The organism is Ferrimonas kyonanensis DSM 18153, from assembly GCF_000425405.1.
In the GTDB taxonomy this organism is placed as follows: domain Bacteria; phylum Pseudomonadota; class Gammaproteobacteria; order Enterobacterales; family Shewanellaceae; genus Ferrimonas; species Ferrimonas kyonanensis.
Genome location: NZ_KE384363.1, coordinates 44,401 through 61,763, shown reverse-complemented (window position 1 = coordinate 61,763; position 17,363 = coordinate 44,401). Strand labels below are relative to the sequence as shown.

Annotated in this window: 17 protein-coding genes; 6 read left to right on the top strand and 11 right to left on the bottom strand. The window is 58.8% G+C overall.

The window, feature by feature from the left end:
- Position 1 precedes the first annotated feature (1 nt).
- The 4 genes from H598_RS0113770 to H598_RS0113755 are packed head-to-tail and all read left to right on the top strand — an operon-like array spanning position 2 to position 3,800.
- Entirely contained in the window at positions 2–451 is a 450-nt protein-coding gene (locus H598_RS0113770) for a hotdog family protein (RefSeq protein ID WP_051252728.1), read from the top strand.
- Positions 451–1,176 (top strand): 3-ketoacyl-ACP reductase FabG2, encoded by a 726-nt coding sequence (locus H598_RS0113765; RefSeq protein ID WP_028113518.1) that lies wholly within the window; start codon positions 451–453, stop codon positions 1,174–1,176. Before H598_RS0113770 ends, H598_RS0113765 begins: the two co-directional genes overlap by 1 nt.
- Positions 1,173–2,393 (top strand): beta-ketoacyl-ACP synthase, encoded by a 1,221-nt coding sequence (locus H598_RS0113760; protein WP_028113517.1) that lies wholly within the window; start codon positions 1,173–1,175, stop codon positions 2,391–2,393. Before H598_RS0113765 ends, H598_RS0113760 begins: the two co-directional genes overlap by 4 nt.
- A 57-nt stretch (positions 2,394–2,450) precedes the next feature.
- Entirely contained in the window at positions 2,451–3,800 is a 1,350-nt protein-coding gene (locus H598_RS0113755; RefSeq protein WP_028113516.1) for a lipid biosynthesis B12-binding/radical SAM protein, read from the top strand.
- A gap of 35 nt (positions 3,801–3,835) precedes the next feature.
- Here the strand turns inward: H598_RS0113755 and H598_RS0113750 are convergent, their stop codons facing one another.
- Both H598_RS0113750 and H598_RS0113745 read right to left on the bottom strand, forming a co-directional pair.
- A complete protein-coding gene (locus H598_RS0113750; protein ID WP_028113515.1) occupies positions 3,836–4,276 on the bottom strand; it encodes a hypothetical protein in 441 nt (146 codons plus the stop codon).
- A gap of 15 nt (positions 4,277–4,291) precedes the next feature.
- The gene (locus H598_RS0113745; protein ID WP_169629280.1) at positions 4,292–4,819 is read right to left on the bottom strand and encodes an acyloxyacyl hydrolase; all 528 of its coding nucleotides are present in this window, start codon (positions 4,817–4,819) and stop codon (positions 4,292–4,294) included.
- A 180-nt stretch (positions 4,820–4,999) separates the two neighbouring features.
- On the opposite strand from H598_RS0113745, the gene H598_RS0113740 reads away from it, so the two are divergent.
- Positions 5,000–5,743 (top strand): hypothetical protein, encoded by a 744-nt coding sequence (locus tag H598_RS0113740; RefSeq protein WP_028113513.1) that lies wholly within the window; start codon positions 5,000–5,002, stop codon positions 5,741–5,743.
- 64 nt (positions 5,744–5,807) lie between these two features.
- Here the strand turns inward: H598_RS0113740 and rsgA are convergent, their stop codons facing one another.
- The 9 genes from rsgA to H598_RS24395 all read right to left on the bottom strand — a co-directional run bounded on the left by rsgA (position 5,808) and on the right by H598_RS24395 (position 16,333).
- The gene (gene rsgA, locus H598_RS0113735; protein WP_028113512.1) at positions 5,808–6,851 is read right to left on the bottom strand and encodes a ribosome small subunit-dependent GTPase A; all 1,044 of its coding nucleotides are present in this window, start codon (positions 6,849–6,851) and stop codon (positions 5,808–5,810) included.
- Between the two features lie 279 nt (positions 6,852–7,130).
- On the bottom strand, positions 7,131–9,287 hold the full coding sequence (locus H598_RS0113730; RefSeq protein WP_028113511.1) for a M3 family metallopeptidase: 2,157 nt from the start codon (positions 9,285–9,287) through the stop codon (positions 7,131–7,133).
- 442 nt (positions 9,288–9,729) lie between these two features.
- Positions 9,730–11,130: an asparagine--tRNA ligase gene (gene asnS / locus H598_RS0113725; RefSeq protein ID WP_028113510.1), complete on the bottom strand. Its 1,401-nt coding sequence runs from the start codon at positions 11,128–11,130 to the stop codon at positions 9,730–9,732.
- 154 nt (positions 11,131–11,284) lie between these two features.
- Entirely contained in the window at positions 11,285–11,881 is a 597-nt protein-coding gene (locus H598_RS0113720) for a CoA pyrophosphatase (protein WP_028113509.1), read from the bottom strand.
- 92 nt (positions 11,882–11,973) lie between these two features.
- The gene (pabB, locus tag H598_RS0113715) at positions 11,974–13,356 is read right to left on the bottom strand and encodes an aminodeoxychorismate synthase component I (protein WP_028113508.1); all 1,383 of its coding nucleotides are present in this window, start codon (positions 13,354–13,356) and stop codon (positions 11,974–11,976) included.
- A gap of 81 nt (positions 13,357–13,437) precedes the next feature.
- A complete protein-coding gene (locus H598_RS0113710; RefSeq protein WP_028113507.1) occupies positions 13,438–14,346 on the bottom strand; it encodes an FAD:protein FMN transferase in 909 nt (302 codons plus the stop codon).
- Complete coding sequence (locus H598_RS0113705) at positions 14,346–15,632, bottom strand: DUF3570 domain-containing protein (RefSeq protein ID WP_028113506.1); 1,287 nt, start codon at positions 15,630–15,632, stop codon at positions 14,346–14,348. The genes H598_RS0113710 and H598_RS0113705 overlap by 1 nt, the downstream gene beginning before the upstream one ends.
- Positions 15,623–15,844, bottom strand: coding sequence for a DUF4266 domain-containing protein (locus tag H598_RS0113700; protein ID WP_028113505.1), 222 nt, complete (start codon positions 15,842–15,844; stop codon positions 15,623–15,625). Before H598_RS0113700 ends, H598_RS0113705 begins: the two co-directional genes overlap by 10 nt.
- Before the next feature lie 21 nt (positions 15,845–15,865).
- Positions 15,866–16,333, bottom strand: coding sequence for a TlpA family protein disulfide reductase (locus H598_RS24395; RefSeq protein WP_035415932.1), 468 nt, complete (start codon positions 16,331–16,333; stop codon positions 15,866–15,868).
- 165 nt (positions 16,334–16,498) lie between these two features.
- Here H598_RS24395 and H598_RS24390 point away from each other — a divergent pair, with 165 nt between their 5' ends.
- Positions 16,499–17,362 carry a sulfurtransferase gene (locus tag H598_RS24390; RefSeq protein ID WP_156897052.1) on the top strand — a complete coding sequence of 288 codons (864 nt, stop codon included), beginning with the start codon at positions 16,499–16,501 and terminating at the stop codon, positions 17,360–17,362.
- Position 17,363 lies beyond the last annotated feature (1 nt).

Below are 17,363 nucleotides of genomic sequence, written 5' to 3'. Positions count from 1 at the left end.
GATGAGTCACCCTCTGGCGGCGTACCTGCCGCATGATGAGCCGATGATCCTTATTGATGAACTGGTGTGTCATCAGGACAACCGGCTGTGTTGCCAGTTGCAACTGAGTGAGACATCGCCATTCTATGATGCCAAACTGCAACGGGTCCCAGAGTGGGTCGGGATGGAGTACATGGCTCAGACGGTGGCGGCGCTGGCCGGCATCGAGGCGCATCAACAAGGTCGGCCAGTGCGCATCGGTTTTCTGCTGGGCACCCGTCGTTACACGGTTCACAATCCCGCTTTTGAGTTGGGAAAACCCTATCGAATTACGGTAGAAAGGCTGTATCAGGACTCGGACGGCATGGCGTCGTTTCAGTGTGACATCCATCAGGATGAGATCGCCATAGCCAGTGCGAAAATCAATGTCTTTCAACCCAATAACGTTAATGAATTTTTAGGAACACCCTGATGACACGACGCATACTCATTACCGGTGCCAGCCGGGGGATCGGCCGCGCCATTGCCGAGCGCCTGGCCAATGATGGCGTGGAGCTGGTGCTTCATTATCACAGCAACCAGGCGGCGGCCGAGTCGGTGGCTGAGGCCTGTCGCCAAAAGGGGGCCGAGTGCCGTTTGGTGCAATTTGACCTGGCCGATGGCGAGGCTTGTCGAAGCGTACTCGAGGCCGATATTGAAAGCCATGGTGCCTATTATGGCGTGGTATGTAACGCCGGCATCAGTGATGACAGTGCCTTCCCGGCGATGACCGAAGCCAGTTGGGACAAGGTGCTGCGCACTAACCTGGACGGGTTTTACCATGTGGTTCACCCCTGTGTGATGCCGATGGTGCAAGCGCGCAAAGGGGGGCGGATTGTGACCCTGTCGTCGCTGTCCGGCGTGGCGGGCAATCGAGGTCAGGTCAATTACAGCGCCGCCAAAGCGGGCATCATTGGCGCCACTAAGGCGCTGGCGCTGGAGTTGGCAAAACGCAAAATCACCGTTAACTGCGTGGCCCCCGGGTTGATCGAGACCGACATGACCGACGACTTGCCCCAGGCTCAGTTGAAAGAGATGGTGCCGGTGCGTCGCTTCGGTCAGCCCCAAGAGGTGGCCGCCGCCGTCGATTTCCTGATGAGCGACGATGCCAGCTACATTACCCGGCAGGTGCTGTCGGTCAACGGAGGCATGCTGTGAAGCGGGTCGTGGTCACCGGTATGGCCGGTATTTCGCCTTTGGGGCAGGATTGGGCCAGCGTTCAGGCGCGTCTGCGTGCCGGTAAGAATGCCGTCGTTTATCAGGCGGACTGGGATCGGGTGGCACAGATGAATACCCGTCTGGCGGCGCCGGTCATGGACTTTGAAAAACCGGCGCATTACAAACGTAAGATGGTGCGCTCCATGGGGCGGGTGTCGCTGATGGCCACTCGAGCCACCGAGTTGGCGCTGGAAGATGCCGGGCTGGCGAACGATCCCGTGGTGCAAAGCGGCGCCATGGGCGTGGCCTACGGCTCCTCCACAGGGTCTACCGACCCCATTATCCCTTTCGGGCGGATGCTGGAAACCGGCGAGATGAACGGGGTGACGGCCACCAGCTACATCCAGATGATGGCCCACACCACCGCGGTGAACGTGGGGGTGTTCTTCGGCATTAAGGGCCGGGTCCATACCACCTCCAGCGCCTGCACCTCCGGCAGCCAGGCCATTGGCTATGCTTTTGAGGCGATTCGGGCTGGCCGCCAGACGCTGATGGTGGCCGGAGGCGCCGAGGAGTTGTGCGTCTCTGAAGCGGCGGTGTTTGATACCCTGTTTGCCACCAGTACCCGCAATGACGCCCCAGAGCGCACCCCTAGACCGTTTGACCGCGATCGGGATGGTCTGGTGATTGGTGAGGGCGCCGGTACCTTGATTCTGGAGGAGCGTGAGCATGCCCTGGCCAGGGGCGCCACCATCTACGCCGAAGTGGTGGGCTTTGGCACCAACTCCGACGGCATGCACGTTACCCAGCCAAATCGTGACACCATGGCCATCGCCATGCAACAGGCCCTGGATGACGCCGGCATGAGTGCCGCCGACATCGGATACGTGTGCGCCCACGGTACCGCCACCGATCGCGGCGATGTGGCCGAGACTCAGGCCACCGTGGCGGTGATGGGCCGAGCGGCCATCAGCTCCCTGAAAAGCTACGTCGGCCATACCCTGGGTGCCTGTGGTGCGTTGGAGGCCTGGTGGAGCATTGAGATGATGCGTGATGGCTGGTTCGCCCCTACCATCAACCTGGAGCAACTGGATCCCGAATGTGGTGATCTGGATTACATCACCGGCAGCGGCCGTGACATTCAGTGCCAGGCGGTGATGTCTAATAATTTTGCCTTCGGTGGCATCAATACGTCTCTGATATTCAAACGCCCCTGACCCACCTTTTTCCGGGGGCTATGCCCCCGGTTTTGCCCACCATTTAGGGATTTTGTTGTGCCCCATCTGCTTCTGGTATCCGCCAATCGATTTACCAACCCTTACCCTGTCTACCCCTTGGGGTTGAGTTACCTGAAAAGCTACCTCAACCGTGAGTGGCCCGAGTTGACCGTTACCCTGCTGGACATGAACCAGCTCAATGAAGCCGAGCTGCAGCAGCGCGTGGCGGCGCTGGCACCGGATTATGTGGCGGTATCACTGCGTAATGTCGATGATGTGGACCTGACACAGCAGCGCAGTTTCATCGACGGCTACGCTCAGGTGGTCGCCGCCATTCGCGGTGGAACCCGGGCACCGGTGATTCTGGGCGGGGCGGGCTATTCGCTGTTTCCCGAGCGGATTCTCAAGGCCCTTGGGGCCGACTACGGCATTGTTGGCGAAGGAGAGCAGACCCTGTTGCAACTGCTGCAAGGGCTGGAGCGGGGCGGTGCGGTGTCCGGCATCGGCGGGCTGGTGATCCCTGAAGGGCAAGGTTGTCGCCTGACGCCGCGCCAGCATCACATCGACGATCCTACTCTGGAGTTTGAGCCGGATCTGGTGGCGCATTATTGGCGTTACAGCGGCATGCTGAACATTCAGACTAAGCGGGGCTGCCCCCATCGCTGCGTCTATTGCAGCTATCCGATCATCGATGGCCGCCGGGTTCGTACTCTGAAGGTGGAGCAGATCGTATCGACACTGCGCCAGGCCTGGGAGCAGCATGGTATCGATTATGTGTTCTTTACCGATTCGGTGTTCAATCTCGAACCGCAGTTTAACGAGGCTCTGGCCCGTGCCCTGATTAAAGAGGGGCTGCCGACCCGTTGGGGGGCCTACTTTGCCCCCCATCGTCTCAGTCGGCAACAACTGGCGTTGTATCAGCAGGCGGGGTTGACCCACCTGGAGTTTGGCACCGAGGCGATGTCGGATCAGACCCTGGCCAGCTACGGCAAGCCGTTTCGGTTTAAACAGGTATTGAAGACCGCCGAAGTGGCCGCAGATCTGGGCATTCACCAGGCTCATTTTCTGATTCTGGGAGGCTGGGGCGAGACTCGGCAGACATTGAGTGACACCATCGCCAACGCCGAGCGATTGCCGTCGACGGTGCTGTTTCCCTTCTATGGCATGCGGGTGTATCCGGATACCCTGTTGCAGCAACAGATGCTGGCGGCGGGAGAGCTTAAGCCCGGGGACGACCTACTGCATCCGCGCTACTATTTGAGCCCGGAGTTTGATGAATCGGTGTTGCAGCAACAACTGCATGGGGTGAAACAGCGCTGGGTGCTGCCGGATGAAGATCAAAGTGACAGCATTTCGATGTTGCGCGCCGCCGGCAAACGCGGACCGCTGTGGGAATACATCTTGTAGGCAAAGCGGGCACCGTCCGGCACCCGCCGGGCGTGTTACAGTTTGACCACGTCACCCACTAAGGTGACTCCGGCCATAATGGTGCCGGCACCACACTGAAACTCGGTGGCGGAGCGGAAGTCATTTTTCTTGTAGTAGGAGCGGATGTTGATCACCGCATTGCCACCGCTTTTGACGGCTCGCTCCTGCAGGGATTTCACCGCCGACAAAAATGCCCAGTTGCAGGCGGTCTGATCCGACTTGGCAAAGGCATTGGTCTTCTTATTGGAGGTGAATTCGCCGAACTCCTGCACCGGAGTCAGTTGGTGCTCCTCACCAAACACCATCTTGATGCTGTCATTGAGTACCTGCTTTTCTTTGCCATGTTCCATGGCGGTCTGAATATCAAACTGAACCAGGTCATCGCGGGCCATGGTGGCCGGAGCCACCAGTACAGTGGAGGCCAGCAGGGCAGCGGTGCAGAGCATGTTCTTCATTGTTGGGTCCTTTGATTAAAGAGTGAGACCAACCGACAGCATGAACGGAACATCCAGTCCGTCATTGGGTTGGTTAAGGTTAGCGTTGGAATAGTGCCGGTAGGCAATGGCGACGGCGTGTTGTTGCCGTGTGCCGAAATGGATTCCGGCGAGAATCTGGGCCTGAAAGGCGAAGTGGTTGGCCTGATGGCGACTGCCCAGAGAGGTGTCGGACAGGTAGGTGGGCCCCAGGGCCCGAACCTGGAAAAATGCCTGATGATTGCCCCATAGAGGACCGTTCAAGGTCAGCTGTGGAAACAGCGACAGGGCCCATAAGGCCTCATTGCCTTGCTGGCCATGGGCGTGCAGCCTTGCGACCGAGGCGCCGACTGAGAGCCATTGACGGTTCGAACGGGCGTAGTGGTAGGGTACCCAATCGAGGCCAATGGCGCTGTTACTCTGGTGGCGGTCTCCAGGCTGGGGGCCATAGCCGCCGCTGAGCCACAGAGCGGGCACCGCAGTGGCCGACAACGGCAGCCAGAATATCAGTAGTAACAGTGTCAACGAACGTGCAGGGGCCATCTCGAATTGGTATCGGCAGTGACTGTGGTGAACATCGTACATTAAGCCGTTAAGGCTGTCGAAATTATTGATTTGGAACATTATGTTTCGGTATTCCCATGCAACTCGGGCTGGCTTTGGTTTACCCTGTGCGCAGTAGATGCAATCAAATCGGAGATAAGCATGAACAGATTGGGGAAATGGCTGGGGTTGATGGTGCTGCTGCTGAGCCCACTGCTGGCGGCCGAGGAGTTTGACCTGGCCTACTACCAGGCGCAGTTTGATTCCGGCAATCGCCAGCAGCAGATTCAGGCGGCGGGCAGCCTGGAGTGGGCCGGGCTCGGTGACGAGGTGTTGTTCGACAGCGTCGCTGAGCAACTGGAGCGAGTAACGTCCGAGTCAAACTCAAAGGCTAATCAAGAACATGGTGCCTGGCTACTCAAGGCGCTGGGCTTTTCCGGTAACGACAAATACCGGCCGCTGCTGGAGAAGTACAGTCAGAAGCCGTATCCGAAAAAGTTGCGTAAATACGCTAAGCAGGGGCTGACCCTGCTGACTCAGCATCAGAAGTGGAATCCCATTATCAATGATGTTTCCGGTTTTGATCCGACGCAACCGCTGAAGGTAAACCGGCTGGCGAACATGATGAAGAGTGATGAGCTGGAGTTGCAGCGCATCGCCGCCAAGCGGGTGCATTTTGAACACCTGTATCCGGATTACCTGCTGCAGACTCTGGCGCAGCAGTTGCAGCGTCGGGTACCGGAGATGGACGATGGTAAGCTGACCATCGACACTTACGCCTGGATGGCCAAGGCCCTGGCAGGTTCGGCAGAGAGTGCCTATCGGCCGGTGGTTGAAGAGATTGCGGCTTCGGCACCGAACAAGAAGTTGCGCAAGTACGCTAAGAAGTACCTCAACTACTATTAAGGTCAAACAGAGCCGCCCATTGGGCGGCTCTTTGTTGACGGGATCGTCGTGGCGATCCCCAGGCTCAATAGCCTTTCTTTTGTTGTCGGCTCGCCGATTGAACGCGCTGGTAGTACTTTCCTAACGCTTTGTCCTTAGCCCGCTTTTGCGCCAACGTCGCGCCATTGAGAGCCTGTTCGCGCATCAGTTTCTGATAGCTTTTCAGTCGCCGCAGCGGCAGTTCTCCGCCGGCAATGGCGGCCTGAACCGCGCATCCGGGTTCTTGCTGATGTTGGCAGTCGCTAAAGCGGCAGTCTCGAGCCAGAGAGTGCAGATCGGCAAAGGTGTCGTTAACCCCTTGCTCGCAATCGCTGATCTGCAGCTCTCGCATGCCCGGGGTATCCATCAGCAGGCCACCCTGGCTCATCAAGTGCAGCGAGCGACGGGTGGTGGTGTGCCGCCCCTTGCTGTCCTGTTCGCGAATGGTGCCAGTCTGTTGCCCCTGATGTTGCAACAAGCCATTGATGATGGTGGACTTACCAACCCCGGATGAACCCAGCAGTGCCACGCTTTGACCTTGACCGCACCAACTGCTCAATCGAGCCAGGTGGTCGGGTGCCAGCGCATTGATCGCCTCGACCATCAGCAGTGGATCCAGTTGCTGTACCTGAGCCAGGTGCAACTGAACCTCTGAACAGAGATCCGCCTTGGTGAGCACCACCACAGGTTGGACATTGGCGTCATTCGCCAGGGCCAGAAACCGTTCGATGCGATTCAGGTTAAAGTCGTGATTGAGCGAACACACCACAAACACCGTGTCGATGTTGGCGGCGATCAATTGCGTCTCAAGTTTGCTGCCGGGCGCTCGGCGCTGAAACCGGGATTGCCGGTTCAGCCGTCGCTGTATGCGGTGCTGGGGATCAATCAGCACCCAGTCGCCGACGGTGAGGGGGTCTCCCTGCGCCGATAGTGGTAAGGTCAGCTCACCGTGCTCTCCCAGTGCCGTAACCTGGCTGCGGTGGTGGCTGCTGATGCGCACCGGTGTCAGCCATTCCAGCTCTTCGAGAGTCAGTTGTTGTTGGAAATAGGGTCGCCATCCCAGTTGGGACAAAGACAGTGTTTGGTTCATGATAATGGTACCCCTGACGCCATGGCGTCATGATTTTAGAGAAATCGGGGGCGTGTGCCCCGGAACGTGTCCGGGCAAGGGAGTCTGTGGTTAGGAAACCGCTGCCCGGTTGGGGGTGATTACAATCATTAAAAGTTCCTCCGTTATGGGGTCGACCGTGACCCTGTGCGGCCCAGAATAGCAGAGGTGCCTGAACCTGGGCAAAACCCCGATGCACAATCTCGACGTTCAGCCACAAAAAAACCGGCCACATGGGCCGGTTTGTTAGGGGGTGACCGCTTACTTAGCCAGAGAGATGCCGCGGCGCTGCAGCAGAGCTTCTGTGCTGGGTTTCTCGCCCTTAAAGCCGACGTAGGTTTTCATCAGGTCCTGGCTGTTGCCTTTGGACAGGATGGTGTCGCGGAAGTGCTGACCCTGCTCACGGGTCAGGCCACCGTGGTCGCGGATGTAGGCAAAGGCATCCGCTGCCAGGATTTCACTCCACATGTAGGCGTAGTAGCCTGCGGAATAGCCACCGGCAAAGATGTGGGCGAAATAGGTGGATTTGTAACGAGGTGGAATGGCTGCCACATCGACGCCGTGTTTTTTCAGCGCGGCGGCTTCAAACGCTTCCACATCGGCGACTTCGGCGTGCTCCACATCCAGCGCATGCCACTCCATGTCGACCAGGGCGGCAGACAAGTACTCTAGGGTGTCGTACCCCTGGTTGAACTTACCGGCGGCCAGCACTTTTTTCAGCAGCGGTGCAGGAATGGCTTCACCGGTCTGGTAGTGCTTGGCGTAGTTGGCAATCACTTCCGGATTGGCGGCCCAGTCTTCCTGGAAGGTGGACGGGAATTCAACGAAGTCGCGGGAGACGTTGGTGCCTGCCAGGCTCGGGTAGTAGACGTCGGAGAACAGGCCGTGAACGCCATGACCGAACTCATGGAACATGGTGGTGACTTCGTCCCAGTTCACCAGTTGCGGCTGACCTTCCGGTGCCTTGTTGATGTTCATGACGTTGATGATGGTGGGCTTGGTGCCGTTCATGTGCGACTGGCCGGTGAACACATTCATCCAGGCGCCACCACGCTTGCCTTCGCGGGCGAAGTAATCCGCATAGAACAGGCCGATACTGCTGCCGTCCTTATCGAAGATCTCGTACACCTTAACGTCCGGGTGATAAACCGGCAGATCCGGGCGCGGCTTCAGGCTGATGCCGAACAGGCGATCCATGGTGAAGAACACGCCGTCTTCCAGTACCCGGTTGAACTCGAAGTACTGAGACACTTCGGCCGGATCCAGGTTGAATTTTTGCTGGCGCACTTTCTCGGCGTAGTAGAGCCAGTCCCAGGGCTTCACTTCAAAGCCCGGGTGATCTTTACTGGCCATGGCTTGAATGTCGGCGGCTTCCTTGCTGGCGTTGGCTACCACTTTCGGTGCCATGGAGCCCAGCAGGTCCATCACTTCGGTGGGGGATTTGGCCATGTTGGTTTGCAGCTGGTACTCGGCCCAGTTGTCGTAGCCAAACAGTTTGGCTTTCTCGGCCCGCAGTTTCACCATCTCCAGCAGCACTGGGCGGTTGTCGGTCTTGCCGCTGGTGGCACGGTACGCAGACGCACGCCACAACTGTTCACGCAGGTCGCGGTCGTTCAGTGTTGCCAACGCACTCTGACGGGTGGTGTTGGTCAGGGTCAACAGGTAACCGGATTTGCCGGCTTTGTCGGCGGCCAGCTTGGCGGCTTGAATGTCAGACTGAGCCATGCCGTCGAGACGGTTAACATCATCAACCAGAATGGCGGCGTCCTGGCTGGCGTTCAGCAGGTTCTGGCCAAAGGTGTTGGTCAGTTCCGACAGGCGTTTGTTGAGTGCTCGAACCTGAGTCTTCTGCTCATCGCTGAGCTTGGCGCCGGCCAGCACAAAGCCGTCGTAGCTGATCTCAACCAGGCGCATCTGCTCTGGGTTCAGATTCAGTTCATTTCGCTGGTTATAGACCGCTTCCACTCGCTTAAACAGCTTGCTGTTGAGGTAGACGTTGTCCTGGTGCTCGGACAGCTTGGGGCTCATTTCGGTCTGCAGTGCCTGGCGGGCATCGTTACCGGTGGAGCCGACCAGGTTGTAAAATACACTGGCGGTGCGATTCAGCAGATCGCCGCTGCGCTCCATGGCAACAATGGTGTTGTCGAACGTTGGCGCTTCCGGGTTATTGGCGATGGCATTAATTTCGGCCATGTGGCTGGCCATGCCGGCTTCAAAGGCGGGTTTGAAGTGGCTGTCGTCGATAACACTGAAATCCGGAGCCTGGTATTGCAGGGTGCTTTTGTGCTTCAGTGGGTTACTGTCGGCCAACTGGGCCACTGCCTGAGTCTGGGAAGTCACGTCTTGGTTGGTTTCCATGGAGGAGCAGGCGGCTAAAGAAAACAGGATCGCCGAAGCCACCAGAGTTTGTCGAAGCATGATTTCGTCCTTTTGAAATTTGCTGGTTGCAGCACCCGCCGGAAGAACCGCGGAGGCGGGTGGTTGATTCGTTATTATTGTGTTGGTTTTCTGTGTTACCCACAGAGGGTCAGCGGATACCATACCGGAAAGGGTTGCGAAACGGAAAGGCCATTGTTAGCGGATCTGTAATCAAGTGTAACTGGACGGGGCCGCGGTGTGGGTGATACCGCAACACTTACTGTCGCTGTCGATGTGGTAGGCTGACTTCAATCAGGAACTGCAGCGGAGGCTGGGAAGGATGAGGTGGTTATGGGTAAAGCTGCTTGCAACGGCATTGCTGTTTGCGGCGTTGTTTGCATGGGTTTACCTCAAGGTGGCCAGTGGCACTCAGTAGCACCGGGTGTCGAACAAAAAAAACCAGCCAATCGGCTGGTTTTTTCATCTTTGGCCGCGTGGCAACTTAGAAGTTGGCACTGCGAGGGGCGCGAGGGAAAGGAATCACGTCGCGAATGTTGGCCACGCCGGAGACGTAGCTCACCAGTCGTTCGAAGCCCAGGCCAAAGCCGGCGTGAGGCACGGTGCCGTAACGACGCAGGTCGCGGTACCAGTACATCTCGTCTTTAGGCAAGCCCATCTCTTCCATACGCTTGTCCAGAACGTCCAGGCGCTCTTCACGCTGAGAGCCACCGATGATCTCGCCAATTCCCGGAGCCAGAACGTCCATGGCGGCCACGGTTTTGCCGTCGTCGTTCATGCGCATGTAGAAGGCTTTGATGTCTTTCGGGTAGTTCTTCACAACCACCGGGGCCTTGAAGTGCTCTTCCGCCAGGTAGCGTTCGTGTTCGGAGGACATGTCGATGCCCCACTCCACGTCGAACTCGAACTTCTTACCACAGTCCTTGAGGATCTGAATGGCGTCGGTGTAATCCACCTGAGCGAAATCGGCCTTGACGAAGTCCTGCAGGCGGGTGATCACCTCTTTGTTCACCCGTTGCTCAAAGAACTTCAGATCGTCCATACGCTCTTCCAGTACTGCATTGAAGCAGTACTTCAGCATATCTTCGGCCAGCTTGGCGGCGTCTTCCAGGTCGGCGAAAGCCACTTCAGGCTCCACCATCCAGAACTCGGCCAGGTGACGACTGGTGTTGGAGTTTTCGGCACGGAAAGTCGGTCCGAAGGTGTACACCTTTGACAGGGCGCAGGCGTAGGTTTCGGCATTCAACTGGCCAGATACGGTCAGGAAGGTCTCTTTGCCGAAGAAATCCTTGTCGTAGTCCACGTCACCCTTGTCGGTGCGAGGCAGGTTGTTCATGTCCAGCGTCGACACCCGGAACATCTCACCGGCACCTTCACAGTCGGAGGCGGTCAGAATCGGGGTCGAGGCCCACAGGAATCCCTGCTCGTGGTAGAAGCGGTGAATGGCCTGAGACAGGCAGTTACGCACTCGCATTACCGCGCCAATCAGGTTGGTACGGGGGCGCAGGTGAGCCACTTCACGCAGGTACTCGATGGAGTGGCGTTTGGCCGCCATTGGGTAGGTGTCTGGATCTTCCACCAGGCCGATGACTTCAACGCCGGTAACCGCAATCTCAAACTGCTGGCCTTTTCCAGGGGACTCAACCACTTCACCGGTCATTTTTACGGAACAACCCGCAGTCAGGCGCAGCACATCTTCCTGGTAATTATTCAGGGTATTGGGCACCACGCCCTGAATGGGATCAAAACAGGAACCGTCGTAAACGGCCAGGAAGGAAATACCGGCTTTGGAATCACGGCGGGTGCGGATCCACCCCTGTACCGTGACTTCGCTACCGACGGCGTGAACGCCCTTTAAGACGTCAGCGATAGTTGCCACACTCATTCTCGGTTGTCTCTCCAGCGAGATAAAAAACTAGTCTAGGGTCGGCGCTCTGGCCGACGGACTTCGAACCGTTAATCTTACCTTGCTGACTTCGATTCTCAAGGGCTTAAGGGAGAATTCCCACTGCGGTTGCAAGAAAAGTGGTGCATTGGCCTCAGTTTGGCGCCCTGGGGTAGCCGAGGTGGCGGATAAGCTGCTCGATCACCGCGGCGGTGGCGCCCCAGATTCGATGATGCTGGTAGAACATAAAGTACACAGGATGGCTGCCATTATGGCGCTCAATGGTGACGGTGCGGCGGTTGTCCGGTTCAATCAGGTGGGCCAGGGGCACAAAGAAGCACTCACTGACTTCGTCCTGGCTCAGGCGGGGAATGAAATCCTGCTCGATAAAGGCGATCTGGGGCTGCATTCGAAACCGGGAGATGGTGTGAAACTCTGGCAGGGCGCCGACCTGGGTCAGTGCGTTGGGGCTCAGGCCGACCTCTTCCCAGGCTTCCCGAGTGGCGGTATGCCAGGGCGATCGATCCTCGGCGTCCATCTTGCCACCGGGAAAGCTGATTTGATTGGCGTGGTGACGCAGGTGGCTGGCGCGTTTGGTCAGCAGCAGTTGCAGGCCATCGTCGCTGTCGCACAGGGCCAGCAGAACCGAGGCGTCTTTGAAGCTGGGTGCCAGCGGATGACGGCGAAGCGGGTTCTCGCCTGCGACCATGGGCTGCAGGGCAAATTGGGACAGAAACTGCTGACGGTTCACGGGCAGGCTGCTCCTTGTGGCTGCTCAGTCTTCAACATAACAAAGGCGGACCCGCTTGGGAATCCGCCTTTGGTCGGTGGCCGCCGCTGGCATCAGTCCCCTTCGGGCTCAAGCACGGGCAGGATGCGGGCCAGTTTGTCGAAGCACTCCTGGTACTCGGCGTCGGCGCGGGAGTCGGCAACGATGCCGCCCCCGGCCCAGCAATACAGGCGTTGACCGGTGGCCACCAACGAGCGGATGGTGATGCTGGTGTCCATCTTGGCATGACAACTGAGGTAGCCGATGCTGCCGCAGTACAGACTGCGGCGCCAGGGCTCCAGCTCCTCGATGATCTGCATGGCGCGAATCTTGGGGGCGCCGGTGATGGAGCCGCCGGGGAATGCCCCCCGCAGCAGGTCGCAGTGGCTGATGCCGTCTGCCAGCGTTGAGGTCACCGTACTGACCAGGTGGTGCACCGCCGGAAAACTCTCGATGGCAAACAGAGAGGGCACCTGCACCGACCCCGGCGCGCTGACCCGGCCCAGATCGTTGCGCAGCAGGTCGACAATCATCAGGTTTTCGGCCCGGTCTTTTTCGGAGTGGGCCAACGTCAGGGCGTTGTGATTGTCGATGAGCGGGTCATGGCTTCGAGGCTGGGTGCCTTTAATGGGCTTGGTCTGTACCTGATTCCCCTGAACCTGCAGAAACCGCTCCGGTGATACCGACAGCAGGGTTGCCTCCGGTAGACGGATAAAGGCGGAAAACGGTGCCTGGTTATGTTGTCTCAGGGTCAGATAGGCCTGCCATTCGCTGCCACTGTAGGGCGCCTGAAACCGCTGGGTCAGGTTGATTTGATAGCAGTCGCCACTGCTTAAATACGCTTGAACTTGCTCAAAGGCGGCCAGGTACTGCTGGCGACTGCTGTCATGGTGCCAGCGTTGCTGCAGCCGGAACGGGGCCGAAGGCTGCTGCTGGCACTGTTGCAGCCACAGGTAGCGTCGCTGCCAGTGCAATTCGTCGCCGATGACGATCAGTTCGACTCGCTGCTGCTGCTGATCCAACACCAGGGCCCAGTCGTACAGGCCGACGGCCATCTCCGGCAGGTTGATGTCGTCGTCGGCGGCCACCGGCAGGCGCTCAAACCGGCGGCCGAGGTCGTAACTGAAGTGGCCCAGTGCGCCGCCAATAAAGGGCAGGTCCTGGGCGTCGGTCAGTGAGGGCAGGTGTCGGCTCAGTGCGCGTTGCAGCAGTCGCAGCGGATCGTCATTACTGCGTTGGTGGCCGTCCGGGCTGTCGATGTCGGTGTGGGCGCCACGGGTGACCAGGGTGGCCAGCGGATCGGCCACCAGAATGTCATAACGGGCATCGGGGTGGTGGCCCTCGCCATCGGAGCAGCAGGAGTCCAGTAACATGGCCCAGGGGCGATGTTGCAGGGGGGCGAACAGGGTCGGGGCGTCGCAGGCCCAATCCAGGGTGCGGCGGACAAACTGAGGCATGGTTATCGGCGGTGCAGGGTTAGTGTTTGCCCGATGATACCAGTTCAGCCAGCGGGAGGCGACGATCGCGGGCGCCGAGGCTCAGCGTCGTTGCACCCAGTGGCGGACTTGCTGGGCGCCGAGAAAGGCTTCTGCATGCTCGCCCTGCAGCATTGCCAGGGTGGCCAACAAGCCGGCGTCGATGCAGCGATCGGCCTGTACCGTCACGCTGGCCGCCGCGTCGCTGATTGGCCAGCCGGTGTTGGGATCGAGGATGTGGCTCAAGCGCTGGCCCTTATGGATCAGGAAGCGTTCGCTGTCGCCACTGGTGGCGATCGCACCCTGACTCAGGGACAGGCGGGTAAACGGCGCGCCAGCATGGGCCTGATGACTGACTCCCACCTCCCAGGGCATGGCCGGATTGACGGTAGTGGCGAGATCGCCACCGAAATTGACCAGCACCTCAATGTCTGCGTAGGCCTGTTGGATAAGGGCAACGCAGCGATCGACGGCATACTCTTTGCCCAGGCCGCCAAAATCCAGTTGCATGCCAGAAGGCAGGGTAATGGAGTCGGTGTCAAACTGAACCTGGTGCCAGCCAATCAAAGGCAGTAGGCGGGCAATCTGCTGCGGCGAGGGGATGGTCTGGTCAGGGTTAAATCGCCACAGGCGTCCGAGGATACCGCTGCTGATATCAAACCGCCCCTGGCTGAGGTGATAGGCGGTGTCGGCCAGCGTCAACAGCGCGTGGGTTTCGGCGTCGATGGCGACGGCCTGGCCTTGACTGTGATTGATGCGGTGACACACGCCTTGTTGATTGTAGCGACTGAATTTGTGCTGTATCCGCAGGGCTTCCGATGCTGCCATTGCCAGCACCGCCCGGGCCCGTGAGGGGTCTTTGGTGCGAATCAGCAGCTCACAGCGACACGCCATGGCTTCGAAATGGCCTCTGAAGTGGCCAGCCTGAGGTTGCCAGTTCAGGCCCAGAGGGATCTTTTCGGCCGCCGACATCAGAAGTGGTAACTCGATTGCAGCATCAAGGTGTCCAGGCTTGGATACAGATCCTGCTGTTGCAGTTGGCCGGGTTTCGAGGTGCCGCCATCCACCGGGGCTTGATGGTACCAGGACAATCGCAGTGCCATTCGGTGGCCGTCGTCCAGCCGGTAGCCGTATTTTATCCCCAGGGTATAGGTATCCAGTTCACCGATGCGGTAGTCGGCACTGGCGTAGTGTGGCAACGCGGTAGCGGTGGTCAGGAACGGTTGGTAGAACTCGGCGGCGGTCTGGGTGTAATAACGCAGGTGGGGCTCCAGGCTGTGGCGGCCAAACTCAAACCGCAGTCGTCCGTCCAGCGTGTGGGAGTCGATGTCCCAGTCGTCGCTCATGTAGCGGTAGCTGATATCGGCAATGGGGCCGAAGTGGTACTTACTTTGCCAGAAAAACGCCACCTTACTGCGGCTGTCCGGGCGCCGTTCATACAGGTAGTGCTGAGCGGTACCGTTGGCATCCACCACGCTCAGCAGTTTTAAAAAGTCATTCTGATAACCGTGGACCTCGGCGTAGCTGACGTTGGCCTGCATGACCCATCGCCGGCTGAACACCTGGGTGACGCCCACACGCAGATCCCAGGTGGTTTTGCGGTCGTCGCTGCCACTGCGGGTGGCATTGAAGGCGGCCTGGAACGCCTCTTCACTGGGGAAGTCTTTGCGAATCGCCATGGTCGATAAGCCGATTGGGGTCCCCCCCTCGGGCTCAATGGTGTCGAAAAAGGCGGATCCAGACAGGGACAGGGTGGTGTTTTTCTGATTGAAGTCGCGGCTAAGACCGCCGTTGAGGCCCAGCGACAGGTAGTCATACTCCTTGGAGATGTGCAGGCCACTGGTGTAGCCCATGGCCCGGTTCAGCGGGCTGGTCCATTGCAGGTTCAGTTGGGCCCGAGTGTCTTTGAAGCTGTCATCCAGCGGCAGTATGCCGGGCTGAATCTGATACTCTCCTTTGCCTGACGGCCGGGTGAAGGTCTGCAGCTGATTTTGCGGAACCGCGCCATTGGGGGAGGCGCCGGTCAGCACGTCCAGGGTGCCGGTGAGCCCCAGTACCTGATCCTCGGCATTGGTACGGGTGGCTTGCAATACCCCTTCGTAGGCATCGACCCGGTTGGCGCCTTCACTGTAGTAGAGGAAGGCGGCATCAAAGTTCCACTCCGGTTCCAGTCCGGCAACGCGGCCGTCGGCCTGCACCAGCGGCACGGTGGCGACGGCCAGGGCGGCGGTGATGTTGCTGAACGGCGTCAATTGCATCCGCAGCCCCCTCCGGCGCTGCTGCGACCCCCGCTGCTGGCTTCTTTGCTGAAATAGACGTGATCGTCAAAGGCCTTGTCCATGGCATCGGCCTCCAGCGCCATGGCTGGGTGAGCCAGCAGATCCCGCTCGTAGGGCTTCACCCCCAGATTGGTGCATCCGCCCAGTAGCACTGGCAGCAGTAACATGAACAGGGTTGTGGTGGTCTTCATGACGGCCCCTTTTCCCGGTGTCTATGGCAGCAATCGCGTCAGCGTCTTGCGGGTCTGTTCGGCATCCTTGGGTCTGAACCCCACATGAGTCTCAATGATCTCACCCCGGTGGATCAGGTAACTGCTGGGCATGCCCCCCACCTGATAGGCTTCGGCCAGGGCGAAGTCCGGATCGTAGACGATGGCAAAATTGGCGGGAAACTCGGTCAGGAATCGATTGGCATCCTGTTTGTCGACATCCAGGTTGATGGCCACTACGGTCAGCCCTTTGTCGCCAAAATCCTGTACCAGTTGATTCATAAAGGGAAACGACCGTCGGCATGGGCCACACCAACTGGCCCAGAAGTCCACATACACCGGGCCGTTGTGGCTCAGTGCCAGCATCGATCGAGTCTGGTCTCCGACCGGAATGTCAAAATCCTGTGCCGGTGCCGCCCAGGCTCCGACGCTGAACAGGCAGACACACACAAACAGCAACAAACTGCGCATACTCTTTCCTTGAAGGCAGATGAGTTCTTATTGATAGAGTCACACAGAAGGCCACCACTGTGAAAGCAAAAGGTGAACAAACTGTGTGGCGCCGGCGGGCATGATTGTGGCGTGACACCCTGGCGAACTTTTGGCTACTATACTCAAGATTCAGGATGAAATCTGTTGAAGATCAGCCACAAGGAGATTGGCATGGGGAGAGTGCTGACGGTCGCATTGCTGCTGTTGCTGGCGGGGCCTGTGCGGGCCGCCGAATCCCTGTCTCTGGCCGAGTGGCAGCGTTGGCAGCAACAGCGACTGCCGGTGTTGCTGTATGACGCCCGCGAACCTCAGGCCTATGGTTCGGGACATCGACCGGGTGCCATCAGCTTTCCGGTCAGCAGCACCTATCGTGAGGTCGACGGGGTGTTGTTGGCGCAAACCATTTCGGTCATGACCGAACGGCTGCGCCAGGCCGGAGCGCGGGCGGATGTGGCCATCGTGGTTTATGATGACGGTCAACTGCTGGATGCGGCGCGTCTGGCCTGGGTACTGGAGCTCTATGGCCTGCCGCAGATTTACCTACTGAATGCGCCGCTGCCCAAGACGGCGTTGTCCACCGAGGCGACTCAAGTGTCGCCGTCTCGCTATCTGCCCTCATTGAATCCCGACGTGCTGGCCAACGCCAGGATGACGCAACTGGCTGGCTTCAACCCGGACTTTACCGTCATCGACAACCGGCCGGAGCCAGACTATCTGGGACAACGCTCCGAAACCGACAAATTTGGTCACATTCCGGGGGCGGTGAACATCCCCATGACCGCCTTCTATGAGCCGGGCGATGACGGTCAGCCGAGGATAAAAAGTGCCGAGCAGTTGGCGCTGCTGTTTTCAAAGCTGAATAAAAACCAACGTTACATTACCTATTGCTACTCCGGCAAAGCCTCAACACTGGGGTATTTCCTGATGCGCCAAGCTGGATTGGATGTGATGCACTATGATGGCTCCTGGCTGGACTGGTCGGCGCGCGACCTGCCGGTAGAGCGATGAG

What these genes read in the sequence shown, in the direction of transcription:
- H598_RS0113770 (WP_051252728.1), top strand. Translation starts at nt 2, where the DNA reads ATGAGTCACCCTCTGGCGGCGTACCTGCCGCATGATGAGCCGATGATC.
- H598_RS0113765 (WP_028113518.1), top strand. Translation starts at nt 451, where the DNA reads ATGACACGACGCATACTCATTACCGGTGCCAGCCGGGGGATCGGCCGC.
- H598_RS0113750 (WP_028113515.1), bottom strand. Translation starts at nt 4,276, where the DNA reads ATGAAGAACATGCTCTGCACCGCTGCCCTGCTGGCCTCCACTGTACTG.
- H598_RS0113740 (WP_028113513.1), top strand. Translation starts at nt 5,000, where the DNA reads ATGAACAGATTGGGGAAATGGCTGGGGTTGATGGTGCTGCTGCTGAGC.
- rsgA (WP_028113512.1), bottom strand. Translation starts at nt 6,851, where the DNA reads ATGAACCAAACACTGTCTTTGTCCCAACTGGGATGGCGACCCTATTTC.
- H598_RS0113730 (WP_028113511.1), bottom strand. Translation starts at nt 9,287, where the DNA reads ATGCTTCGACAAACTCTGGTGGCTTCGGCGATCCTGTTTTCTTTAGCC.
- asnS (WP_028113510.1), bottom strand. Translation starts at nt 11,130, where the DNA reads ATGAGTGTGGCAACTATCGCTGACGTCTTAAAGGGCGTTCACGCCGTC.
- pabB (WP_028113508.1), bottom strand. Translation starts at nt 13,356, where the DNA reads ATGCCTCAGTTTGTCCGCCGCACCCTGGATTGGGCCTGCGACGCCCCG.
- H598_RS0113710 (WP_028113507.1), bottom strand. Translation starts at nt 14,346, where the DNA reads ATGTCGGCGGCCGAAAAGATCCCTCTGGGCCTGAACTGGCAACCTCAG.
- H598_RS0113705 (WP_028113506.1), bottom strand. Translation starts at nt 15,632, where the DNA reads ATGCAATTGACGCCGTTCAGCAACATCACCGCCGCCCTGGCCGTCGCC.
- H598_RS0113700 (WP_028113505.1), bottom strand. Translation starts at nt 15,844, where the DNA reads ATGAAGACCACCACAACCCTGTTCATGTTACTGCTGCCAGTGCTACTG.
- H598_RS24395 (WP_035415932.1), bottom strand. Translation starts at nt 16,333, where the DNA reads ATGCGCAGTTTGTTGCTGTTTGTGTGTGTCTGCCTGTTCAGCGTCGGA.